At 49.3% G+C, this 24,728-nt stretch carries 14 protein-coding genes; 7 read left to right on the top strand and 7 right to left on the bottom strand.

Translation table 11 applies throughout. The features are described from left to right. Positions 1 to 24 precede the first annotated feature (24 nt). On the bottom strand, positions 25 to 3,459 hold the full coding sequence (locus tag FN124_RS13405) for a SusC/RagA family TonB-linked outer membrane protein (protein WP_142685213.1): 3,435 nt from the start codon (positions 3,457 to 3,459) through the stop codon (positions 25 to 27). 236 nt (positions 3,460 to 3,695) lie between these two features. Here FN124_RS13405 and FN124_RS13400 point away from each other — a divergent pair, with 236 nt between their 5' ends. Then, entirely contained in the window at positions 3,696 to 4,661 is a 966-nt protein-coding gene (locus FN124_RS13400) for a terpene synthase family protein (protein WP_142685212.1), read from the top strand. Here FN124_RS13400 and FN124_RS13395 read toward each other — a convergent pair whose 3' ends face one another. The 4 genes from FN124_RS13395 to FN124_RS13380 all read right to left on the bottom strand — a co-directional run bounded on the left by FN124_RS13395 (position 4,662) and on the right by FN124_RS13380 (position 11,207). After that, positions 4,662 to 6,356: an ATP-binding response regulator gene (locus tag FN124_RS13395; RefSeq protein WP_142685211.1), complete on the bottom strand. Its 1,695-nt coding sequence runs from the start codon at positions 6,354 to 6,356 to the stop codon at positions 4,662 to 4,664. It lies immediately after the preceding gene. A 100-nt stretch (positions 6,357 to 6,456) separates the two neighbouring features. Continuing rightward, positions 6,457 to 8,472: a copper-translocating P-type ATPase gene (locus tag FN124_RS13390; protein WP_142685210.1), complete on the bottom strand. Its 2,016-nt coding sequence runs from the start codon at positions 8,470 to 8,472 to the stop codon at positions 6,457 to 6,459. 11 nt (positions 8,473 to 8,483) lie between these two features. Beyond that, a complete protein-coding gene (locus FN124_RS13385; RefSeq protein ID WP_142685209.1) occupies positions 8,484 to 10,691 on the bottom strand; it encodes a multicopper oxidase domain-containing protein in 2,208 nt (735 codons plus the stop codon). Positions 10,692 to 10,706: 15 nt separating this feature from the next. Beyond that, on the bottom strand, positions 10,707 to 11,207 hold the full coding sequence (locus FN124_RS13380; protein ID WP_142685208.1) for a DUF3347 domain-containing protein: 501 nt from the start codon (positions 11,205 to 11,207) through the stop codon (positions 10,707 to 10,709). Positions 11,208 to 11,405: 198 nt separating this feature from the next. On the opposite strand from FN124_RS13380, the gene FN124_RS13375 reads away from it, so the two are divergent. Further along, positions 11,406 to 13,364, top strand: coding sequence for a sialate O-acetylesterase (locus FN124_RS13375; protein ID WP_142685207.1), 1,959 nt, complete (start codon positions 11,406 to 11,408; stop codon positions 13,362 to 13,364). A 72-nt stretch (positions 13,365 to 13,436) separates the two neighbouring features. On the opposite strand, the gene FN124_RS13370 is transcribed toward FN124_RS13375, so the two are convergent. After that, on the bottom strand, positions 13,437 to 14,111 hold the full coding sequence (locus FN124_RS13370) for an NADPH-dependent FMN reductase (RefSeq protein WP_221887770.1): 675 nt from the start codon (positions 14,109 to 14,111) through the stop codon (positions 13,437 to 13,439). An 85-nt stretch (positions 14,112 to 14,196) separates the two neighbouring features. Here FN124_RS13370 and FN124_RS13365 point away from each other — a divergent pair, with 85 nt between their 5' ends. From FN124_RS13365 to FN124_RS13345, 5 genes are all read left to right on the top strand, one after another. After that, on the top strand, positions 14,197 to 14,787 hold the full coding sequence (locus tag FN124_RS13365; RefSeq protein ID WP_142685206.1) for an RNA polymerase sigma factor: 591 nt from the start codon (positions 14,197 to 14,199) through the stop codon (positions 14,785 to 14,787). A gap of 50 nt (positions 14,788 to 14,837) precedes the next feature. Beyond that, on the top strand, positions 14,838 to 15,848 hold the full coding sequence (locus FN124_RS13360) for a FecR family protein (protein WP_142685205.1): 1,011 nt from the start codon (positions 14,838 to 14,840) through the stop codon (positions 15,846 to 15,848). A 139-nt stretch (positions 15,849 to 15,987) separates the two neighbouring features. Then, positions 15,988 to 19,401 carry a SusC/RagA family TonB-linked outer membrane protein gene (locus FN124_RS13355; protein ID WP_142685204.1) on the top strand — a complete coding sequence of 1,138 codons (3,414 nt, stop codon included), beginning with the start codon at positions 15,988 to 15,990 and terminating at the stop codon, positions 19,399 to 19,401. A 22-nt stretch (positions 19,402 to 19,423) separates the two neighbouring features. Beyond that, complete coding sequence (locus tag FN124_RS13350; protein ID WP_142685203.1) at positions 19,424 to 20,875, top strand: RagB/SusD family nutrient uptake outer membrane protein; 1,452 nt, start codon at positions 19,424 to 19,426, stop codon at positions 20,873 to 20,875. Next, positions 20,875 to 23,115 (top strand): GH92 family glycosyl hydrolase, encoded by a 2,241-nt coding sequence (locus FN124_RS13345; protein WP_142685202.1) that lies wholly within the window; start codon positions 20,875 to 20,877, stop codon positions 23,113 to 23,115. The genes FN124_RS13350 and FN124_RS13345 overlap by 1 nt, the downstream gene beginning before the upstream one ends. Here FN124_RS13345 and FN124_RS13340 read toward each other — a convergent pair whose 3' ends face one another. After that, positions 23,116 to 24,594, bottom strand: a complete 1,479-nt coding sequence (locus tag FN124_RS13340; protein ID WP_142685201.1) for a hypothetical protein — start codon at positions 24,592 to 24,594, stop codon at positions 23,116 to 23,118. Positions 24,595 to 24,728 lie beyond the last annotated feature (134 nt).

The following is a 24,728-nucleotide window of genomic DNA, read 5'->3' as shown; positions in this document are numbered from 1 at the left end:
TTGTTTTGTACAATTTATTTTTCCTTAGAAGCCAACCCTGATGGTACCTGCAATGGAGCGAACCATTGGCAGAAATCCTTCTTCCCCGGAGAACGCCGTATTATTGGAGTTGTTGGAAGCAGGATTGTAATTATAAGGCAGTGAATTGTACAGGTATAACAGGTCGCGGCCTACAATCGCCACGCTGAGATTGTTCAACATCAGTTTCTTACAGAGTGCCGGTGAAAACTGGTATGCTAAAGACACCTGTCTCAAAGAAATCCATGAATTCTTCTTGATCCAGTAATCGGCCACACCGGTGGAAGAAGAACCATAGCGGTAATAAAACTGCGGCGCATGGGTAGGTTCTACCAGTCCTTTTTCATAAGCCTGCTGGTAGGTCATGCCGCCAACATTTACCTGTTGCCCACCGGGCAGGGTCACCATCTGTCCTTTGGCAAATACGCCATCGGGAATAAGGCCATCATCGTAAGTTTGCTGATCGTACTTGCTGGTCCAGGTGATACCGCCATGATCCGCATCCCTGCCCTGCAGGGTATTGGGAAATACGCCGGTATGCGTGCCATAACGGTAGGTGAGCAATACAAAGTCGCCGCCAAATTTACCATCCAGTAACACGTTCAGCGAAATATTCTTAAACCGGAAAGTATTGCTCCATCCTGCGCGGAACTTCGCATTGATATCCCCTACATCCTGCAGGGTATTACTGCGGGCGGGGAAACCGGCGCGGGCATCGGAGCGCCAGGCCAGTTCAGGCTTGCCATTGTTGGGATCATCTATCGGGTTACCATTGGCATCAGTGGCCTGGTAAGCTTTTGAATGGATGGTAGTGCGAAGGGTACCGTAGGATTTTCCTACAATAGCCCAGGTGCTGATCTCTCCTACATTGGCTTTCAGATCGTACTCGGTACGGCCGGGATATAAGGATTTGATCAGGTTCCTGTTAAGCGAGTAATTGACACTGGTATTCCATTCAAAGTTTCTGGATTTCACCGGTGTTCCATCTACCATTATTTCCAATCCCCTGTTCTGGATATTACCGGCATTGATGATAATGCCTTCCAGGCCGGATTCCGGCGGGGTGCCTATATCCAGGATCTGGTTTTTGGTATTATCCTGGTAAACGGATACGTCGAAGCCTATACGACTTTTCAGGAAACGCATTTCTATACCCAGCTCTTTGGCTACTTTTCTTTCAGGCTTCAGATCGGGTGCCAGCCCGATAAATTTACCGGTAAGCGGATCAGGATAGCGGCTGTAGGTGGAAATAGGAAGATCCAGCCCGCCGGAAGAAGTATACCCGTTAAAGGCAAAGCCCGGGTTGATGGTGAATGGCTCGGTATCATTACCCAATCCGGCTATGTTACCTCTTAACTTACCAAAGGTGATCCATGCGGGCAGTTTAAATGTTTCGGAAAACAGCCAGGAAACACTAACGGCCGGGTACTGGTAAAAGAAGTTACCGGTGCCATTGGTATAGGTAAGCGCAGAGGACCAGTCGCCACGGAAAGTACCCTGTACAAACAGCTGGTTCTTCCAGGCCAGGTCCACGCTGGCATAAACGGAATTAAATGCTTTTTTGCTTTTCAGCCCGCCTTCCGCTTTGGGCTTTTCAACGGAATTGGCCAGGAAGTAGTTGCCTGGATAACTGAGCCCTCCTACCGTTTCGCTGTAGTTATAGGTGGTTTGGAAACGTTGTGTTTCACCGCCTATGTAACCGCTGAGGTCCAGGTCTTTGGTAAGGGTCTTATTCACGGTAGCCATCCATTTAAAGAAGTAGCTTTCTTTACTGGTATGTCCCAGGCCATACAAGCCGCCTGTAAAGTTTTGTCCCTGTCCCAGTTCCTTGTTTTCATTCCTGGTGTACAGGTTATTCACGTTACCTTCCAGTACCAGGTTGGCCCAGGGGGTAAGTTTTGCGGTAATGGCAAGCCGGCCGCGGATGGTTTGTTCATTCTGTAAATAATCATTTTCAAACAGGTTGAACCAGAACCGTGACTCGGGCGCCTTATTGGTTTCATTGGGATCCGCCGGATTGGGCGTACCGCCGAATGCACTGGTATAATGTTCTTTTTGCATCCAGTACCTGGTGTCGTAGTTACGGGGCAACAACCAGGTGAACAGTTTACCAAAGTTATAGGAAGCAAAGGCATCGAGGCCGCCGAGGCGTGGCGGGTTCCTTCCGGAGAAATAAGTATAGTTGGCGCTCACGTCGGCACTCAGGAACTTATTGATCACATGGGTTACACGCGCTTCTACGCTGTTTTTGAGCAGGTTGTTTTTGGCAACGATGCCTTCGCTCTGATCGCGGGTGTAAGACACGCGGAAAGTGGAGCGGTCGTTACCTCCATCCAGCGATATATTGGTAGCCGATCCATGACCGGTTTGAAAGGCATCGAGAAAGTTGTTGGGTTGCGCAACATACTTTGTGGGGGTACCGTCGTAGTTGATCACATCCTGCCCTGCAAAGCGCGGCCCCCAGTTTTCCAGTTCGCGCCCGATCTGCCGGTCGATATATGGCTTGCCGGTAGCCGGGTCGGTGGGGAACACTTTTGTTCTCCATTGCTCATTGGGTTTATAGTTGGGATCGCGGATATCGGTAAAGAAGCCGCCTACAGTACCGCCGCCGTATTCGTTCTGAAAATCGGGGCCGGAGTAAGGGTCAAATACATTAAACGTCTGGCTAACGTTAATGCCTAAACCTTTTCTTTCATGTCCTTTTTTTGTAGTGATGAGAATAACCCCGTTGATAGCGCGGGAACCATACAGGGCGGCGGCTGATGAGCCTTTGAGCACGGTCACGCTTTCAAAGTCTTCCATGTTCAGGTTTTTCAGGTCGTTACCAAAGTCGCGCCCCGTACCATTGAACGTACCGTTATCCATGATCACGCCATCGATCACGAAAATGGGCTGGTTGTTATTCCTCAGCGTAGAGTTACCGCGGATCACTATTTTGGTGCTACCGAAAAGGCCACCGGCGCCCTGGTCTATCTGTACCCCTGCTACTTTTCCCTGCAGGGCGTTCACCGGGTTCACTTCGTTGGTGATGGCCAGGTCGGCGCCTTTGATTTCGGTGGCGGCAAATCCCAGGCTTTTTTTGGCTTTGGTGATACCTAATGCGGTTACCACTACTTCTCCCAGTTGTTTGTTGTCTTCCACCACGGTTACATTAATGGCGGTTTGGTTGTTGATGGGAATTTCCTGTCGCAGGTAACCTATGGCATTAAAGATCAGCACTCCGTTGGCCGGCGCATTGATGGAATAATTTCCCGCCGCATCTGATACGCTGCCTGTTGTAGTACCTTTCAGAAGTACAGAAACGCCCGGTACGGCTTCCTTTTTTGTGGAAGTAATAGTTCCGGTGACTTTAATGTTTTGTGCGAAGCTTGCTAAAGCGCAACATAGGACCAGGTATAAAGAAAGTATTCCGCGCTTGCAGGAATGTAAACATGTCCACATACAGGTGAGTTTAAAGGTTGATAATATTTATGCTATGACCGACTGAATTGCGTGCGATTTGTTCACTTACTGAGAATGGTTGATTTAAAATAAACGGTTGATGATCTGCTCCTAACTATAATGGCTGAACTGGTTATTTGTTCGTAACAGTGAAACTGTTTGATAAATTTGTATACAATCGAAAACCACTGGTCAGCCGTCAGCTTTTATCTATTCACTCTAAAATACAATTTGTCATGATTACAACCAATTCCGGCCTGGAACTTTACTGTCCTTATCCCCGGCGTTTGCATCCGCTGGTACATGAAGCCGATGCGCATACCACTTCATGGGTCCATGCTTTTAATCTTGCAACAAACGAAAGCACCTGGAATGCCTATCACGATCAGAAGTTCACCTGGATGGTGGCCAGGATGTTCCCGGATGCGCCGCTTTTCTCCTTATGCGTTGCAAGCGATTTTAACACGCTGCTATTCCTTTGGGATGACCACCTGGATGCGCTGGCACCCAATGAATTCAACACCGGGTTTGAGCGCATGGCCTATCAGATGATGCAGATCCTGCAGGCAGGCAAAACCTTCACCCTGGAAACTGGCGGACCGCTGCTGGCAGCCATGAGCGATATCTGGCAACGGATGCGCCGGATCAGTACCCGCGCCTGGCAGGCCCGTTTTGCCCGCAGCCTGAAAGATGCCTTTACCGCTAATTTATGGCGTATGCAGCATGTGAACAAGGCGCATAATATTTCCCTGAAAGATTACATGCGCTTTCGTCCGCAGATCGGTGGCGCCAACTTTTTCCTGGAGCTGGCTACGCTGATGGATGCCATTCACCTGCCGGCAGACCTGCGCGTACATCCGCAGGTAAAAAGCCTGGGCCTTTACTGCAGCCGCACCATTTGCTGGGCCAACGACCTCTACTCCTTTTCAAAAGAATCAGAACTGGGCGATGAGCTCAACCTCGTGATGCTCCTGAAACACCATCAGCAACTCACACTGGAGCAGGCGGTAGAACAGGCTGTAAAAATCCACAACTCGGAGGTGGCCTTATTTAACAATACTGCCGATGTACTCATCGCTGTATGCGCTGCCGCTGTAAAACCGGTACTGGAACAGTATATCTTAACACTGGGACAAATGATGAAAGGCAACATCGACTGGAGTGGCATAGACACAACACGGTATCAGTATGTGTATGCGTAACTACCGTAGCAATACTTTGTTCACGGTGCTGTTCAACAATTTCAAATCAATAGGTTTAGAGATATATTCCCTGGCGCCAGCGCCCAGCATATCATCGATCGATTCCTGGAAGGCATCGCCGGATACGGCGATCACCGGAATATTTTTCAAAGCAGGTATATCACGGAGCTGCTGAAGGGTGTCTTTTCCGCTAAGTCCCGGCATATAACTATCTATGAAAATAAGATCCGGTTTTTCATCCATTGCTTTGTTAATACCTTCAGCCCCGCTTCCTGCCACTACCGTGGCAAAGCCAAGCCTGCGCAGAAAATTGGATAATACCAGCTGGCTCATCTCATTATCATCGATCACCAGGCTTTTCTGTCCTTTGTGCAGCGTAAGCTCCATCCAGCCTCCCTGCGCCTGTGCCGGCGCCTGGGCCACGGCCAGCGGCAACCGTACAATGAAGGCGGAGCCTTCACCTGGCAAACTGGTCACGGAGATCTTTCCGCCCATCATCTCCACATATTTCTTCGTGATCGGCAAACCAAGACCGGTTCCTTCAAATTCACTCTTTCCCGCTTTAAACGGCGTGAATAATGTAAGCAGGTCGGCCGCAGCAATACCGTTTCCCTGGTCTTTTACCACAAACTGCCACTGCGCTCCTTCATGTAAAACATCTATCGAAATCACACTGTTGGTGCGGGTGAACTTGATCGCGTTAAACAACAGGTTGTTCAGCACCTGTGTCAGCTTGCCTTTATCGGCCAGGATATAAAGCGGCATATCTTCGGGGATATCTGCCCTGATCTTCACTCCCCGCAGATCAGCGATATACTGGTATACAATGATCTTATCTGAAATAAGCTCCCGGATATTAAATGCTTCCGGATGGATGGCATGTGCTGCCCCGTCTTCTATTTTTGAGATGGCCAGTACATTGTTGATGATCTGTAAAACATTGTGCGTAGCGGAATACAGGTGCTCTATTTCCGGGCGGATATCGTTGTAACGGTCTTCCTTATGCACCTTCATCATCAGGTCCTGGCTGATCCCGTAAATCGCATTCAGCGGGTTACGGATCTCGTGGCTGGTTTCCCTTACAAAAATTGTTTTTTCGTCGGTAGCTTTTGTCAGCTTTATATTAAGCGTTTTCAGTTTTCTTACATACAGGAAGATAGTAGCCACATCCAGCAGGAGGATGGCCGGAAGCGTGATCCAGCGGATAATGAATTGCTGGTTATGGCTCATGGCCATGGGAGTAATAAATGTATAATAATAATTGATCTCGCAGGCAATTACAGACAATACAGCCACCACAATGCTGGCCGTTACCAGGGCGCGGGTTCTGAAGATCATGAGCGATGCGCCCAGCAGGAACAGGAACAACAGGTGCACTTCTGTTAGCATGCCCAATATGGCGCTGAAATAAACAATGGCGATATTGTTGATCGCCACGAAGGAAATACTGGCTAAAACAGGCTTATTTGCAGCATTCAGGAGCAATACGCCGAGGAAAAGACCGGCTTCTGTCCAGGCGGGGATCAAAAGATCCGTTTTCCCGGTGCCTGCATAACAAAGTATGCCAAATAAAAGACAAAGGGAGGTGGTAATTACAGAAAAAATATTGACCATCCTGGTCACCTTTGCCAGTGATTCCTCCTGGCGGAAGGTTCCGGTGTTCACAACGTGGTGAAAAAGCTGACGGATGTTCATATGGTTATATTTTGAGGGGCATTCCCGGGATAGCCGACAAATCAATACAGTTGTAAATCAGTATATCACATGCATAAATGTACTGCAATTTACGGATTATTTACATCTGCGGGTCCTTCACTTTCAGAAGACTGGCATTAATTGCTACCACTACGGTGCTCACTGTCATTAATACCGCGCCTGCAGCGGGGCTCAGCACGATTCCTTCCTTATATAACACGCCTGCCGCCAGGGGCAGCGCCACTATATTATAGCCTGTTGCCCAGGCCAGGTTCTGGATCATTTTCCGGAAAGTGGCCTTGCCGAAAAGGATCAGGTTTACCACGTCCTGCGGGTTACTGTTTACCAGTACGATCCCGGCCGTTTCTGCCGCCACATCGCTCCCGCTGCCGATGGCAATACCTACGTTTGCCTGGGCCAGCGCCGGGGCATCGTTGATACCGTCGCCGGTCATGGCAACAAATTCACCCTGCTGCTGCAGTTCCTTAATCTTATCCAGCTTCTGGTGAGGCAGCACTTCGGCAATATAGCTGTCCATTCCAAGCGCTTTACTCACCCCTGCTGCCACTACTTTGTTATCGCCGGTAAGCAGCACTGTTTTAATCCCGTTTTCCTTTAAGGTGGCAACAGCGCCGGCCGATTCCGGCCTTACCTGGTCTGCCAGCGCAATAAAGCCTGCCACGGCATTATCCCGTACCACGTACACCAGGGTTTCCCCCGCCTCAATAGTAGCAGTGGCAGCATCTTTAAATTGCTCCGCCACATAACCCGGGCTTACCACCTGTACTTCCTTCCCCGCAATACGGCCGGTAATTCCTTTACCGGTAAGTGCGGTGATATTTTCTGCGGCCGGCAGTGTAAGCTGCATCTCTTTTGCCTTAGCGGTAATACCGGCAGCAATAGGATGCTCCGAGCTTCCTTCGAGTGCGGCAGCCATACCCAGTACTTCTTCTCCCGAAATACCAGGCTGCAATGATTCAAACCGCGCCACTTCAAAACGGCCCACGGTGAGGGTGCCTGTCTTATCAAAAACAAGAGTGGTGATCTTCCTGGCATTCTCAAAATCGGTCCGGTTCTTTATCAGCAACCCATGCCGCGCAGACAGGGCGGTAGACCGGGCAATCACCAGCGGTACCGCCAGGCCCAGCGCATGCGGACAACAGATCACGATCACCGTTACCATCCGCTCAATGGCAAACGATAACTCCCGCCCGCTTAACCACCAGTATAAAAAAGTGGCGATACCAGCTAAAATGGCAATCACCGTTAGCCAGCGCGCTGCTTTGTTGGCCAGCAGCTGCGTTTTTGATTTGGATTGCTGGGCATCCCGTACCAGTTTTACTACCTGCGAAAGATAGGAATCCGCGGCGCCATGCGTCACGCTTACCTTTATAGCGCCGTTGCCATTAATGGAACCGGCAATTACTTTATCGTTGCGTTGTTTTTGTACAGGTTTTGATTCGCCGGTGAGCATACTTTCATTCAGCGAAGTACTTCCCTCTTCAATGGTGCCGTCTGCCGCCACTTTTTCACCCGGCTTTACCAGGATCACATCCCCGGCTTTCAGGGATGCTGTTTTTACATCCATCACATGATCCCCATGTACCAGGTGCGCTTCATCGGGCATCAGCTGTACCAGCAGCTCCAGTTCGCGCGAAGCGCCCATCACCGACTTCATCTCAATCCAGTGCCCCAGCAGCATAATGAGGATCAGGGTGGCCAGCTCCCAGAAAAAATCCATACCAGGCAAACCCAATACAGTAGCCACGCTGTAGATATATGCCACGGTAATGGCAAAACCTATCAGCGTCATCATACCGGGATCCCGCCCCTTCATTTCTTCCCACCAGCCTTTCAGGAAAGGCCATCCTCCATAAAGAAATATAACAGACGATAATCCCAGCAATACCCAGGCATCTCCGGAAAAAGTAAAAGTAATACCCAGCCAGTGCCGGATCATTTGAGAGAGCAGCATTACCGGCACTGTTAGCACCAGCACCACATAAAAACGTTTCCTGAAATCGGCGATCATCATGGCATGATGATCATGATGTCCGCCGTGCTGCATCGCTGCATGGTCGTGCGCTGGTTTCATGGTGTGGTGCTGATGTTCCATAATTCTATATTTTAGTAGCTTAACGTAATACCGGCCCCCAGCCCCATATCGCTGTCGTAATGCGTGGAGAAGGAAAAATTCCTTGTAACAATGTACCGGAACCCTGCCATATATTCTTTATCTGTATTGAGCATAAAGCCAAAACGCAGCCTCCTAGTAACAGGCACATCTTCCCTGGTTAACTGTACGCGTACCTTACCATCGGTATCCAGTGAGGCATCTGCTACAATCAGCATGGGTAAAGTATATTCCACGCCTATGTGCAACACCTGCCTGAAGTCTTTTGTATTCTTCTGCCCAAAGATGTTCTTCTCCGGTTCATCCATTTTGCGGTAACGCACATCCCAGCCGATGTAGGGGAACAACCACTGATTCTTACCAAGGTATCGCCCGAAGTGGCTTTCACTCTCGTAGCCATGACGGTCGTTCAATCCTACGCGCCAATCGGTAGACAAACGGTAACGGCTATTCGCTACAATAATCTCGCCATCGCTGCCGGTACTTTCCAGTCCTACGCGCGCCATAGGATATAACATGCGGTCGTCTTTCTTCAGCATGCGATAAGCTTTTACCGGGTCGGGCACTTCCGGGTTGGGCGGTGACTTTTCATAACTGAATACCCGTCCCATGCCGCTCATCATATGATAAAGAATGTGACAGTGGAAGAACCAGTCGCCGCTTTCTGTAGCAGCAAACTCAATCGTGTCTACCTCCATCGGCATAATATCCAATACCGTTTTCAGCGGTGAATATTCGCCTTGCCCGTTCAGCACCCGGAAAAAATGCCCGTGCAGGTGCATGGGATGCCGCATCATAGTGTTGTTGAACAACACGATCCGTACAATTTCTCCTTTCTTTATTAAGATCTTATCCGTTTCGGACACCACTTTATTGTTGATGCTCCATACATAACGGTTCATGTTCCCGGTTAGTTCAAAATGCAGCAGTTTAACCGGGCCCTCCGGCAGCGTTGTTTTCTCCGGCGCCCGCAGCATACCATAGTTCAGCGTTACAATATCGCCGGCGGTGCTGTCCATCTGCATATTATGCATATCATGACCACTGTGGTCTATGGGCTTATCGCTGCCGGTAATTTCAGGATACATTACAGTATTCATATCCATTACCTGGTTGCTCATCTGCATACCGGTGCTGGTATCGAGGTTTCCATTCATCTTCATCATATCGTTCATCATCTTCATTCCCTCAAAATATTTCAATCGCGGCAACCGCTTTGCCGGCATCTTCATACCCTGTCCCAGCCACAGGGAAGTAGAGCGGGTACGGTCTTCCGCGGTGGCAAGAAATTCATACTGCATATTATCCGGGATGGTCACGATTACATCATAGGTTTCCGATACGCCTACCAGGAGCCGGTCTACTTCCACGGGTTCCACATCGGCGCCATCGTTGGCTACCACGGTGAGTTTTCCACCGGCATAGTTCAGCCAGAAATAAGTGGAGGAGCTGCCGTTGATGATCCTCAGTCTTACTTTATCACCGGCTTTAAACTGTGGTTGTTCATCTGTTTCTTTACCGTTTGACAGGAAGCGCTCGTAATATACATCGCTCACATCCATGGCATTCATGCGTTTCCATTCATTGGTCACCTTTGTTTTGAAATGCCTATGCTGTATGGCTTCCGCATAGCTCTGTACTGATCCTTTTTTGATGGCGAACCAGTCGTTTGCATTATGCAGGTACCTGTTCACCGTATGTGGGTGCATATCTGTCCAGTCGCTCAGCAACAACGTATATTCCTTACCGTTATCAGGCTTACGTTCATGAAAAACAATGGCGCCGTACATACCGCTTTGTTCCTGGAACATGGTATGACTATGGTACCAGTAGGTACCATGCTGTACAACGGGAAAACGGTACAGGTGCGTTTCACCGGCTTTCACCGGTCTTGTGGTAAGATAGGACACACCATCGTACTGGTTGGGTAAAATAAGGCCATGCCAGTGGATGGAGGTTTCTTCCTTCAGGATGTTGTGTACATAGATCTCTGCCGTGTCGCCTTCTGTAAAATGGAGGGTGGGCCCGGGGATAGTGCCGTTAATAGCGAGCCCGTGGCTCATTTTGCCGGAGTAATGCACCACGGTATCACTTACATACAGATCATAGCGCACTACCCTGGGAGCGGTATTTAAAGAAGCCTGTGCAACAACCATACTGCACAGGCTCATCAATGTTATATACAGGAATACTGTTTTCATACTAACGGTTAAAAACTACTGAATGGTATCGCTTACTTTACCACAGGTCATCATCTGGCTGCCGTAGTAAGGGTTTTTAATTGCATTGCTATTACTTAGCCAGTAAGCTTTTTTCATGGGACAGTACTCCTGGTACACCGGCCGGGCAGAAAGCGGTACTGCTTTGGCCAGCAGGTACAGGTTATCAGAAAGTGTTTTGAAATGTTCCCGTTGTTTGCTGATGTCTTTTGCTTCAGCGATGGCTTTGGCATCGGACTGCAGCTTTGCTGCCAGCGGCATGTAGGCATCGTGAACAGCAGGCGGCATGGACGACATATCAACGCCGGCAGCGGCCTTTACAAACTCATCTGCTTTGACTGCAGCCGCGCCTGCATTACCACCGGTCAGTGCGTCTTTAATATTGTAATATAAAGAAAGCAAGGGAGAGAGTTGCGGGGAAACGGTTTTACCCTGTGCCATTCCGGGTTGCGTAAATGCGGCTACCCATACGATGCCTGCCAGTAATATCTTTTTCATGTTTGTTGTTTTTAAATACTGATAATGTCTTTCCTGTTGATGATGTAAAATTACGATGTAAAAAAAGCAGGCCTGTTATACAATTCATGCTATGTTTTATATAATTCCTATGCCAAAAATTATAAAATACTGCCTGCGTTCATTACATTTATGCGCACATGATTCAACCGGGGCATCCCCATACACAATACCACTATTATGAAAAAAACAGTTTTATTCCTGGCGGCAACGATGATAAGCTCTTTCAGCTTTGCCGATGTTCGTTTACCCAATGTTTTCGGCGATAACATGGTGTTACAGCGCGATAAACCGATCCCGGTATGGGGCTGGGCCGATAAGAACGAAAAAGTGACCATACAGTTCAACCAGCAGGTGAAAACCATAAAGGCCGGTAAGGATGGCCGGTGGAAAGTATTCCTGCAGCCTGAAAAAGCAGGCGGCCCTTATACCCTTACTGTAAAAGGCAGGAACAATATCAGTTTGAAGGATATTCTTATGGGTGATGTATGGATCTGCAGCGGGCAATCCAATATGGAGTTCCATGTGAACGGCGTTACCAACGCCGGTAAGGAAATAGCGCGATCCGCCAACCCTGCCATCCGGCATTTTTATTTACCGAAAGATATCTCGGCCACTCCTAAAGAAGATGTAAAACAAAGCGCCTGGCTGCCGGCTGCACCGGAAAATACGGGCGATTTCACCGCGGTGGGCTATTTCTTTGCCAAAGCACTGAACGAGCAGTTGCATGTGCCTATTGGCCTGATACATACTTCCTGGGGAGGTACCATCGTGGAAACATGGATCAGTCGGGAAGGACTGGCCGGCAGCGACGACTTCCGCGATATGATGCAGGGGCTTCCCACGTTGAACCTCGACTCTGCGGCTGTTGCCTCCAGAAACAGGCAGCAACAGATTATCCAATCGCTGCAGGGCAGCCTCCCCGATGCCGCTGCGGTAGCTACCTGGCCGGCACCCGGTACTGATGACCAGTCCTGGAAAAAGATGAAAGTGCCCACCTTATGGGAGCAGCAACAGCTACCCGATTTTGACGGCATTGTATGGTTCCGCAAAAACTTCCAGGTGGCCGAAGCTGATGCCGGTAAACCTGCAGAGCTGAGCCTGGGCACAATTGATGATAACGACGTTACCTATATCAACGGCACACAGGTAGGCAGCACCAAAGGCTACGATGCCTTACGCACCTATCATATTCCTGCCGGTATTTTAAAGGCCGGTAACAATGTAATTGCTGTAAAAATAGACGATAATGCCGGTGGCGGCGGGTTTTATGGAGATGCAGAAAGCGTATTTCTGCAGACTGCCGGTCAGAAACAATCCCTTGCAGGCGATTGGGCTTTCCGTGTGGAGAAGGCAATTACTCCGGGCGCCAGCGTGGGACCTAACAGCTACCCTTCTTTGCTGTTCAATGCCATGATCAACCCTGTACTGCCTTTTGCCATTAAAGGCGCTATCTGGTACCAGGGAGAAAGCAATGCCGACCGCGCCTACCAGTACCGCAAAGCTTTCCCGCTGATGATCAGCGACTGGCGCCGCTTGTGGAAGCAGGGCGATTTTCCCTTTTACTTTGTGCAATTGGCCAGCTTCAACTCCAATAACGGCAACAGCCAGAAAGGCAGCAAATGGGCCGAACTGAGGGAAGCGCAAACCCTTACCCTGCAGTTGCCCAATACCGGCATGGCGGTGATCACAGACGTTGGCGAGCCTAAAGACATTCACCCGAAAAATAAACAGGATGTGGGGAAACGGCTGGCAGCAGTAGCCTTACATCAAACCTACGGACAGGATAACGTTTTCAGCGGCCCCGTGTACCAGTCGATGCAGGTGAACGGCAACAAAGTAACCCTCAGCTTTACCAGCACCGGCAGCGGCCTGGTGGTGAAAGACAAGTACGGTTACATCCGCGGATTTGAAGTAGCGGGCGCCGATAAACAATTCCACTACGCCAAAGCCTTTACCGACGGCAACAAAGTGATAGTATATGCAGACGAGGTAAGCAGCCCTGTCGCTGTCCGCTATGGCTGGGCAGATGATAACCTGGAAGACAATCTCTTTAACAAAGAAGGTTTCCCGGCTGCGCCCTTCCGCACCGACAACTGGAAAGGCGTTACTGAAGACGTGAAGTACAGCGTAAGATAATCGCCTTCGGCGATGCGGATTTTGTCAGACTCAGGATTATGATGATCCTCAGTCAGACAAAATCCGCTAAGATCAGAACAGCAACGGCGCCGGCAATAGGTCAGTATCTTTTCCTGCGGCTACGCCGGCGAGGGCACGGATGAGTTTTCGTACCTGCGTTTCCGTTAACTCGTCGGTAATAAGGCCGTTGCTGCTTACTTTTGTTTTTACGGATGGAATTACAAGCTGCGCATCTGCAGCGATCTTTGATTCTATGATCAGCAGGGTGCCCAGCAGCGACTGGTGTGCCTTGTACCCGGAGGTGCCTGCTGTGATCAGCGCTACCGGTTTTTGCGAGAAGTGCATGGAAGATACCATCCAGTCGATAGCGTTTTTAAGTGTCCCAGGCACACCAATGGCATATTCAGGCGTGCATATCAGCACTGCGTCTGCTGCCGCCAACAGAGCACGGAAATGCTGCACCGGGGCTGGCGCAGCGCCGGGATCCATATCCAGGTCGGGGTTAAAGTGTGGTATATCAGTGAGGGTTTCCAGCTGCTGCACTGCAAATATACCTGCCGACAGCTCCGTGATGGCCCTGATAAGATGATGATTGGAAGAGGATTGCCGGGTGCTTCCGCAGATAGCCAGTAGTTTTATTGGTGCCGTCATATTGTGATCGTTCTTTGGCTGCAAATTAAGCGGATTCCCTTTGTTGGCCAGCCGCCGCGCATCGATTTTATTGATGTGCCATAGAGCCTCTTGCATCTCCCGGAGATTTTAAAAAAATATTCTCCGGAAAAAAAATATATTTGTCTGACTAGGTTCCTGATATCAACTAAGAGAGAATTCCATGTATAATGAAAATGAATTGCTGGCCAAAATCGCGGCAGGAGATGAAGCTGCCTTTAAACAACTTTTTGAACAACACCGGAAGAAGCTCTATCATTACCTGATCACTATCACCAAATCAAGGGAGGTGGCGGAGGAAATTGTCATTGATGTATTCCTGAAACTATGGACAGGCAGGGAGCTGATCACCAATATCCAGCATATGGATGCTTTCCTGTACAAAGTGGCCTACAATAAAGCCATGGACTTCTTTAAACTGGCGGCCAGGAATGCCCGTTTACAAAAGCTGGTACAGGAGCAAATGGAAGCCCACCAGGAGCAAAGCGCCGATTACAGCCTGCTGAACAACGAATGCCGGGAGATCCTGAACAATGCGTATAAGCAGTTATCGCCCCAGCGCCGCCTAATGATCACCCTCAGCCGGGAAAAAGGGATGACCCATGAAGAAATAGCCACTGAGCTGAACCTTTCCCGTAATACCGTTAAAAACACCATCTCCGACAGCCTGAAAATTATTAAGCAGTACCTGCTGAATAACCATATTACCCATTTTGTGTACTTATTGCTGTTGTCAGATTTATTTTTGGACTGATTAGTACTACCCCCTTCTTTTTGTCGTCATAGCAGTTATATAACTGACATATGTCGTCTAATCCGTTAAGACTAAAACTATTACTGCGAAAATACCTGTCCGGCGAATGTACTCCGCCGGAGCTGGAAGAATTCTGGGCACTGATGGGGGAACTGTCGGAAAACGACCTGGTATCGCAGGAACTGGCGGCGCTCTGGGAACGCACGCCGGAGCAGGCGCAGGAGCCTATGTGGGAGCAATTATACACACGCCTGCAGGGGAAGATGTGGGAAGGCGAAATTGATATGCTCAAAGTGATGACGGTAAAGCGTAACCCGCTCTACAAAAGAATGACCATAGCTGCTGCGGTGATAGTGGCTGTTTTCAGCGCCTGGTGGCTGCTGCCGGTTTCAAAGCCCACCCCAGTTGTTACCGCTGCGCTGCCTGCAGCACAGCATACCTCCAATAAAGTGATCAATCTTCCCGATGGCAGCGTGGTTACGCTGAATGAAAACAGCCAGCTGGACTATCCCCTTGCTTTTGAAGGCCGCAGCCGGGAAGTATACCTGAGAGGGGAAGCTTTCTTTAACGTAGCGCCGGATAAGAACAAGCCGTTCCTGGTGCATACCGGCGCTATTGTAACCCGTGTGCTGGGCACTTCCTTCAATATCAGGGCGGCAGGAGATAATTCTCCTATAGCCGTTACCGTTACCACCGGAAAGGTACAGGTACAGAAGGACGATAAAGCCATACTGGCCGAGCTGCTGCCAGGAGATCAGCTGATACTTGATAAAGCCGCCATTGCGCCGCTGGTCACCAAAGCCAATATGAAAGAAGTACTGGTCTGGAAAAAAGATGAGCCGGTATTTGAAGACGTTTCCTTTGAAGCAGCCATTCCACTGATCAACAAATATTATGGCATTGATATCCGGTTCAGGGATGAATCCCTGCGGACCAAAAAATTCACCGGAAATTTTATCAACGATCCCATGAAACAGGCGCTGGACGTGATCTGTGAGCTAACGCATGCTCAGTGGGAAAAAGGACAGGACAGTACTATCTGGCTGGATAAACGATTTTAAAAAAGGCTATACTAAGGACGAGTTAGTATAGCCGGTTGTTTTAAACATTTAGGTAAACATTTAAAAACTACCCAAAGGTATGAAATTTCTTATCAGGGGAAGGCTACGCCTTTTCCCAAAGCGAACGTTTGCGTATTATATGAAATTAAGTTGCTTACTCGCCTCTGCTTTTCTTTTCAGCATCAATATGCTGATTGCTGCTCCCGGCAAAGCGCAGCGATTGGAAGAAGTGGACGTTACCGTGAACCTGAAACGGCAATCACTCAGGGAAGGGATCCGGCAGATCCAGCAACAAAGCGCTTTTAAATTTGCTTATGTGGCCTCCCAGCTCTCTCCCTATGATAACATTACTATGCCGGCAGAACGCAGATCGGTATTGCAAACACTCAACCTCCTGCTGGAAAATACCGATCTTGCCTGGTCGCTGAACGGCAATACGGTCGTGATCACTGAAAAACGGGGCACTGATCCCCCTTTGCTATCCGCACGGGTGATCACTGTAAGCGGAAAGGTGACCGATGAAAAAGGCAACGGGCTGCCCAATGTAACCATTACCATCAAAAATGGTGGTGGCGGCACTATCACTGATGTCAACGGTCACTTCACCGTCCGTGTACCCGATGAAAAAACCATTATTGTTTTCAGTATGATAGGGTATGCTTCCGTGGAAATAGCCGCCGGCAGCAGCACGCCGCTGAATATTATACTGAAGGAAGAAACCCGTTCCCTCAATAACGTGATCGTAGTAGGATACGGTACCCAGAAGAAAAGGAATGTAACCGCCGCCATCTCCTCTGTGCCCATGGCCGAAATGCGCGACATGCCCATTTCCAATGTGGCCACCGGTATGCAGGGAAAAATCCCCGGCGTAGTGGTACAGCAAACAGGAGGCGCACCCGGCGCTACGCCAGCCATCAAGGTACGTGGCTTTGGTTCTATCACAGCAGGTACCAACCCGCTTATTGTGGTGGATGGAAACATTGTAGATGCCAGTATTTTCAGTAACCTCAACAGCACCGATATTCAAAGCATTGATGTACTGAAAGATGCGTCTTCCACCGCTATCTATGGTTCCAAAGGTTCCAACGGCGTATTGATCGTAACCACCAAACGGGGTAAATCCGGCAAAACCAAGTTTAACGCCGACGTATATACGGGGTTCCAGGAACTGTCCAAAAAAATAGATATCCTGAACTCACAGCAGTTCGCCGAGTTCTCCAAAGAAGCTTCCAACAACGCCTATCTTGATAATGTACCCGGCGCCAGTATATCAGACCCCAACAGCGTAAGGCCTTCTTCGTTCCTGCGGTACCGTTATCCCCGCGGCGACCTGTTCAGCTGGTTCAACTTCGATGATCCGCAGAAGGTAGCGGCCATGCCTACCTACGATTACCAGGATATGATTTTCCGTAAGGGAATGATCAACAACTACCAGGTAACCGCCAGCGGTGGCAACGATAATGCGCAATACCTGGTTACCGGCGGCTACCTGAAACAGGATGGTATCATTGAAAGGTCAACACTGGACCGCTACTCTATCCGCGCCAATGTAGACATCAACGTGTCTGAGCGCTTCAAGCTGGGCGCCAACATCAACCCGGTATATAAGATCCAGAATGATGTGAACAGCGATGGGCACTGGGCTGACAACGGCATCATCAATGCGGCTTTATCTTCCGTGCCTATGGCGCCTATCTGGAACGATGATCATAGCGCCTACTCCTCACAAGCTGCACTGGCCGGTCCTTATGGCTGGGCCGGCGTTACCAATCCGGTAGCCAATATCACCGAAAATCCGAATGAGCTGATCACCACCAATTTGCTTACCAATGTGTACGCATCCTATAACTGGAAAGATTTCACTTATCGCGCTACCGGTAATTTCAACGTGGGCTCTACCAGGAGGAGCAGCTATAAAACCTCGCGACTGCCATTGAACCAGCTGCTGCCGCCTACACAGGCAGTGGGAGCAGATTCTTCTGATATGACCACCAGCTGGTTATTTAACCAGACCCTCAATTATAGCAAAACTACCGGTTCTCATAATTTTGATGTACTGGTGGGCATGGAAGCATATAAACTTCAATACCAGAAGAGCACGGCCGTTGGTACCGCTTATGCCAACGATGTAGTGCCTACGCTGAATGCAGCCGGGTTACCAAGCAGTGTATATTCGTTCAAAACCGCCAATACCTCCACCTCCTACTTTGGCCGTGCCACCTATAACTACAAGGAAAAGTATATTGCCAATGTATCCCTGCGCGCAGATGGCTCCTCTATCTTCGGTACCCGGAACAGGTGGGGCGTATTCCCTGCGGGGTCTGTGGGATGGGTGGTTACGGAAGAACCGTTTATGAAAAACGTACCGGTGATCTCCAATGCCAAGTTACGGGTAAGCTATGGACTGGCAGGCAATAACCAATTCTCCGGCGACTATCCATATCTTGCTACGCTTGCTGCAGATAACTACAGCTTCAACAACTCACTGGTGAATGGCCTTGGCGCCGCTTCGTTAGGTAACTCCCAACTGGGATGGGAAAAAAGCAAACAGTTTGATGCCGGCGCCGACATCGGGTTATTCCATGAAAGGATCGTGATTGGCATCGACTATTATAAAAGAAATACCGACGGCCTGTTGCTGGCGGTAAATGTGCCTACCCTCACCGGTTTCAGCACAGCCATTAAAAATATCGGCGCCATGGAAAATAAAGGCTGGGAGTTTTCAGTTGCCACCCGCAACCTCACCGGCGCTTTTACCTGGAACACCAATGCCGCCCTTTCCTTTAACCGCAATACCGTAACAGCGCTGGGCCCTACAGGAGATCCTATCCGCAGCAATTCAGGAGTGAATGAAACTAATATCACCATCATCGGCAAACCGATTGGTAATATCTATGGATACAAACAGATAGGCATATTCCAGAACCAGGCCGACCTTGACAAATATCCGCACGATGCCACTTCCAGGCCGGGTGACGTGAAGTTTGAAGATGTAAATAAAGATGGAAAGATCACTGCAGATGACCGTACGATAATAGGTAACAGTCAGCCTGATTTTATTTACGGCTTAACAAACACTTTCCGCTATAAGAACTTCGACCTGATGGTGGCCATACAGGGGCAGCAAGGCGGACAAATACTGAATCTCAGCCGCCGCTTTTTTGAGAACGTGGAAGGAAGCCAGAACCAGCTCACTACAGTGCTGAACCGCTGGCAATCGGAAGACAAACCAGGTAATGGTATTGTTCCACGTGCCAACCAGCGCACCACCGGCAACAATAATGCTATCTCCAGCCGCTGGGTGGAAGATGCCAGCTACCTCCGCATCCAGAATATAAGCATCGGCTACCAGCTGCCGGAAAAATTATTGCAGCATATCCGGATACAACAAGCCAGGATCTATTTATCCGCACAAAACCTGTACACCTTTACCAACTACCTGAACTACAATCCTGAAGTAAGTAATTATGAAGGCGCTTTAACCAGCGGCGTAGACTATGGCCGGTATCCGCTTGCCAGAACATTTGTGGTTGGGGTAAATATTGGATTCTGATCTTGCTAAAAATTTTAAAAACATGCGTACAAATTATATATACATACTACTGGCAGCCGCGGTTTCATTCACTGCCTGCAAAAAGAGCTTTCTTGAGCAGCTCCCTCCTTCTACCGCCACTACCGAAAACTTTTATAAAACGGCGGATGATTTCAAAAATGCGCTCAATGCCAACTACGGCTCATTGCAGTCCGGCGGCGTGTTTGGCAACGCATACATATACGGCGATATTCCATCCGATAATAACTTCCCTGTGCCTTCCGGTTCTGTAACAGACCAGGACGAATTTGACCGGTTCTATATCAAAACCACCAACCCGTTTGTGGCCGCACGCTGGAACGATAGCTACAAAAGCATCTCCCGCAGCAACACCATCCTCTCAAGGATTACACCCATAGCCATGAACGATTCGCTGAAGAAACGCTTCAGCGCTGAAGCACAGTTCCTCCGCGCACTGGTGTACTTTAACCTGGTACGTTCCTTTGGCGATGTACCACTGGTAGTTACCGAAATTACCAACGCCGACCAGGCATATGAATACACCCGCGATCCAGCCGCCACTGTGTATGCGCAAATAGAAGCCGATCTGAAAGCAGCTGAAGCCGTGTTGCCGGTAAGCTATACCGGAGCCGACATAGGCAGGGCAACCAGCGGCGCAGCCAAAGCCTTGCTGGGAAAGGTGTTGCTCACACAACATAAATATCCCGAAGCCGCCGCAAAGCTCAAAGAAGTGATCAGCTCCGGCGCTTATGCCATACTGGATAAATACGCCGATGTATTTGATGTGGCAAAGAAAAATAATAAAGAATCCGTTTTTGATGTGCAATACAAATCCGGTGGTGTGAAGGAAGGCAATCCCCTGCCCAATTCATTTGCTCCTGAAAACTCCGGCAATGCCGTGATCATGTTTGGCGGCGATGGCAACAACCAGCCCACTCCCGATATGGAAAGCGCTTATGAAACCGGTGATATAAGAAAGAACTTTTCTATGGCCACTTCTTATGTAAATGCCAGTGGCGCCACTGTAAATTATTATTTTGTGAAGAAGTACTTTGATGTGCCTGCCACAAAAAATGATAATGGCAATAACTTCCCGGTGATCCGTTATGCAGATGTGTTGCTGATGTATGCGGAGGCTCTCAATGAAGTGGGCTACCAGGCCAGCGGCGAGGCTTTCACTTACCTGAACAGCATCCGTAAAAGAGCAGGACTTGGAGAAAAAACAGCCACCGATGTGCCTAACCAGGCAGCGTTCCGGCTGGCCATAGAAAATGAAAGACGCGTGGAGCTGGCATTTGAGGGGCATCGCTGGTACGACCTGGTGCGCACCGGCAGGGCCATCCCGGTACTTAACAGTAAAAAGGCACAGATCAGGTTGGTGGCAGATCTTACTGCCGATAATATGGTAATACCTGTGCCGCAAAGCCAGATAGACATCAACAGGGATAAGATCAAACAAAACAAAGGATATTGATGATACGTAAAACCGTTTTTACTTTTTTATGTTTAACAGCTGGTATGGGTAGTGCTTTCGCACAAACCAGCCAGCTGTTGGCTTATGTAGATCCTTTTACCGGCACTTCCAAAAGCACCACACTCACAGCCCTGGTACACGGCGCCGGCACCGAACAGCTGGCCAATACTATTCCTGCGGTAGGCACGCCGTTCGGCATGACCCAATGGACGCCACAAACGCGGCTCACCGAACAAAAATGCGTAGCGCCCTTTTACTATACCGATTCCCTTTTCACCGGTTTTCGTGGCACCCACTGGCTCAGCGGCTCCTGTACACAGGACTACGGCAGCATGACCGTTATGCCGGTTTGCGGGGAGCTTAAAACCGTTCCTTCAGACTATGCCTGCACTTTTGTAAACACCAGTGCAAAAGCAACACCGGCTTACTACAGCGTTCTGCTGGGGAGAGATAACATAAAGGCAGAAGTAACCGCCACTGCGCGCTGCAGCATGATGCAGTTCACTTTCACTAAAGACGATGACTGCTATATGATCATCCGGCCCAACAGCGACCGGGGTAAGGGCGCCGTGTACATCGACCGGCAGCGGAAGGAGATCTCCGGTTACAATCCCGCGTTCCGTATTTACCAGGGACAGGGACAACCCGCTGGTTTCAGCGGTTACTTTGTAGTGCAGTTTGAAGAAGGCTTCAGCGATGCCAAAGTATTCCGGGACAACAACATACTTGCTGCCGACAGCATCAGGGACCAGCCGGGCATTGGCAGTGCGGTGAAATTCAACGTGCATAAAGGCAGCGTGATCAGGATCCGCATTGGTACATCTTTCACCAGTATTGAAGCAGCACGCGACAATCTAAATGCAGAGATCGATCATTGGGACTTCAGCGCACAAACCGCCACAGGCAGTGATGTATGGAATAAAGCACTGGGCAAAATTGAAGTAACTGGTTCTTCAGAAAAAGATAAAAAGATCTTTTATACTGCATTGTATCATACCATGCAGCACCCGCGCTTGTTCAGCGATGCAAAGGGAACCTATCCCGCCTTTGCGCAATCGTACCAGGTGAAACAGCTGGCATCCGGTAACTACTACGATGATTTTTCCATGTGGGATATTTACCGCGCGCAACTCCCCCTGTACGAAATACTGGACACCGCACTGATCAACGACCTGGTGCGTTCACTGATCCTGAAAGGACAGCAGGGCGGATGGCTTCCCATTTTCCCCTGCTGGAACAATTACACCGCCGCTATGATCGGCGATCATGCCATTCCTTTTATTGCATCTGCCTATAACAAAGGGATCCGCAACTATGATATCAGGGAAGCATACCGGTTGATGCGGCAGAACGCTTTTGACACGGCCGCTACGGCCGACTATAAAGAAGGTAAGGGCCGCAGGGCTTTATCTTCTTATCTGAAGTATGGATATGTGCCTTTGGAAGATAATGTGCCGTATGCCTTTCACAGCCGTGAACAGGTATCCCGCACACTGGAATATGCATTCGACGATTACGCATTATCCACCATAGCGAAAGCACTGCACCAGCAAAAAGATTACGCGGCCCTGAAGAAGCGGGCCGGCAACTACGCCAATGTATTTGACCCGCAGCTGGGTGATGTAAATGGCCGCTATGCATCGGGCAAATGGTATGAACATCCCGACAGGGACAGGAAAATGTTTTTTATTACAGAGGGCACACCGCGGCAGTATGGATTTTATGTGCCGCATGATATCCCCGGGCTTATAAAACTAACCGGCGGCAGCAAAAAGTTTGAGGCGGCGCTCGACAGCCTTTTCCTGCAACAGCAGTACTGGCACGGCAATGAGCCGGGTCACCAGATCCCTTTCCTTTATAACTACGTAAACGCCCAAACGAAAACCATTGCGCGCACCCGTGAAATCAGGGCTATGGAATACGGCGTAGGGCCTGGAGGTTTATGCGGCAATGACGATGCCGGGCAGATCAGCGCCTGGTATGTGTTTGCCGCAATGGGCTTTTACCCGGTGAATCCGGTAGCGCCGGAATATGCCATTACTATTCCCGCGTTTGAACGTATTGTTATCCATACCGGCGCTAATACTACTACCACTATCAACGTGGATAACAAACGTATGCCGGCGTTTATTGGCGTCATTAAAAAGAATGGTAAAAGATACAGTACCACCCGCTTATTACATACCGATTTGATGAAAGGCGGCGTATTTGATATTTACCCTACCGATGACGGGCAGTAATTAATCGCAGCGGAAACTGCTCCACAGCGTATCCATTTGCTGCCAGATAATATGTGTGGCAGGCTGCGGGGAGATTTCAAAGAAAAGGGCCGTACGCTGCTGCGCTTCACAATTTCTTACATGTATGGTACAGTGCAGCGTCACAGGGCGCTGTACCATATAATTTAGCATCCGGATGCTGCCTCCGTAAGTATCCGCATCTCCAGCTGCTGTTTTTATTTTTTTGATACTTACAACGGTGGGTACCTGCTTTTCCGCAGGTATCCGGCGGCTGGTAATATTGCGGTTTACAAGGCCATTGTAGTAAGCGGTGAGATAGCTGTTTAATGTGGGAACATCTACTACCGGCCTGTCTTTCAGCCACCAGAGAAAGGCATACGACCAGTGCTCCGCGCTGGTACTGTCGCCCCAGCCGGGAGCAAAGCGGATATCTTCCACTCCTTTATAGCGGATCTCCGGCGCAAAATCTACCGGCACCTCAAAATGTTCGGTGCCCCATCCTTTAGGCTTATCCAGTTTATAAGGCGGTTGCCAGTTCACCGGGTCAAAAATATCCAGGGTATGTTTGATCCATTGTATACATTCGGTTTCATCTGCAATAGAAAGTGCCTCGGGGTAGCGGGAGCCATTGATACGCCTGCCGGGTTGCCGTGCAGCAATGAATTCCGCTTCGGTGTTACCGGCCAAAAGTAGGCGGCTTACCAGTTCCGTAGCATCCGGTATATAGGTATCGTACAGGCTGTTGCGGCGTTCCTTCAGCAACCAGGCAACATCTGTATCATAATACACGCGCACAGGTATACGTTGCAGGTACCGTTCGTTGCCAACTGCAGTATCCTGGCTGTTAAAAGGCGTAAGCGCGCGATACCGTTCAGGCCTTACAGCAGGCGTCCCGATTTCACGGGTCATTTTATCTATAATATAACCCGCATCTCCTACCTGTCCGTCGTTCGGTTTCTTGCGGATCACCCGCTGGCACCAATCCCATAGCCCAAACAGGTCTACAGGGCCGCTCACAGTAAAAACAGCTTTAGGATGTATGGGATATGCAGCCGGGAACTGTTGGGTTAATTCCGTATAGCGCAGGGCGATGTTACTGGCATAATCATACCCGGCCAATACAAATTTCGATGTATCCGCTTTGTATTTACCGGCTATATGCTGCAACACAGTACTGATGCGGTTTACGGCAGCAGTATCTGCATACAGGTATTCCTTCATGGAAACGAAAACGGTGAGCAGGTTGTTGGCACAGGCCACATTATGCAACTTTGTTTCCGGTACCAGGTTATCCGGCTGGTAAAAATTATACAGGATCACCACTACACCTTTTATGTTGTGGGAAAGCGGCTGTACAGCAAGATAAGCATTGCCGGTACTGTCTTTTGTATCAAAAATCACTTTCTCCGGGTACTGCGCATAAGCAGTTGCTGCAAAGAAAACAGTTATAAAAAACAGGGCAAAGAAACGGGTGAGCATGATCGGGTAATGTTTAATACAGAACGAAGCCTGCTTACAGCTAAAAAAATGCCGTAATTATCACAGCTGGTAACCAGTGATTTAGCCATTTGCCGGTTGTCCGTTTCCGGACCATGGTGTTCATAGGCGAACGC

Source organism: Chitinophaga polysaccharea (genome assembly GCF_902150045.1).
In the GTDB taxonomy this organism is placed as follows: domain Bacteria; phylum Bacteroidota; class Bacteroidia; order Chitinophagales; family Chitinophagaceae; genus Chitinophaga; species Chitinophaga polysaccharea_A.
Note: the sequence above shows the minus strand (reverse complement) of the source record. Positions and strands in the feature narration are given on the sequence as shown.

Excerpts from the sequence above, each read along its gene's own strand:
- FN124_RS13390 (WP_142685210.1), bottom strand. The coding sequence starts at position 8,472 with ATGGAACATCAGCACCACACCATGAAACCAGCGCACGACCATGCAGCG.
- FN124_RS13340 (WP_142685201.1), bottom strand. The coding sequence starts at position 24,594 with ATGCTCACCCGTTTCTTTGCCCTGTTTTTTATAACTGTTTTCTTTGCA.
- FN124_RS13345 (WP_142685202.1), top strand. The coding sequence starts at position 20,875 with ATGATACGTAAAACCGTTTTTACTTTTTTATGTTTAACAGCTGGTATG.
- FN124_RS13355 (WP_142685204.1), top strand. The coding sequence starts at position 15,988 with ATGAAATTAAGTTGCTTACTCGCCTCTGCTTTTCTTTTCAGCATCAAT.
- FN124_RS13375 (WP_142685207.1), top strand. The coding sequence starts at position 11,406 with ATGAAAAAAACAGTTTTATTCCTGGCGGCAACGATGATAAGCTCTTTC.
- FN124_RS13370 (WP_221887770.1), bottom strand. The coding sequence starts at position 14,111 with ATGCAAGAGGCTCTATGGCACATCAATAAAATCGATGCGCGGCGGCTG.
- FN124_RS13385 (WP_142685209.1), bottom strand. The coding sequence starts at position 10,691 with ATGAAAACAGTATTCCTGTATATAACATTGATGAGCCTGTGCAGTATG.
- FN124_RS13380 (WP_142685208.1), bottom strand. The coding sequence starts at position 11,207 with ATGAAAAAGATATTACTGGCAGGCATCGTATGGGTAGCCGCATTTACG.
- FN124_RS13350 (WP_142685203.1), top strand. The coding sequence starts at position 19,424 with ATGCGTACAAATTATATATACATACTACTGGCAGCCGCGGTTTCATTC.
- FN124_RS13360 (WP_142685205.1), top strand. The coding sequence starts at position 14,838 with ATGTCGTCTAATCCGTTAAGACTAAAACTATTACTGCGAAAATACCTG.
- FN124_RS13405 (WP_142685213.1), bottom strand. The coding sequence starts at position 3,459 with ATGTGGACATGTTTACATTCCTGCAAGCGCGGAATACTTTCTTTATAC.
- FN124_RS13400 (WP_142685212.1), top strand. The coding sequence starts at position 3,696 with ATGATTACAACCAATTCCGGCCTGGAACTTTACTGTCCTTATCCCCGG.
- FN124_RS13395 (WP_142685211.1), bottom strand. The coding sequence starts at position 6,356 with ATGAACATCCGTCAGCTTTTTCACCACGTTGTGAACACCGGAACCTTC.
- FN124_RS13365 (WP_142685206.1), top strand. The coding sequence starts at position 14,197 with ATGTATAATGAAAATGAATTGCTGGCCAAAATCGCGGCAGGAGATGAA.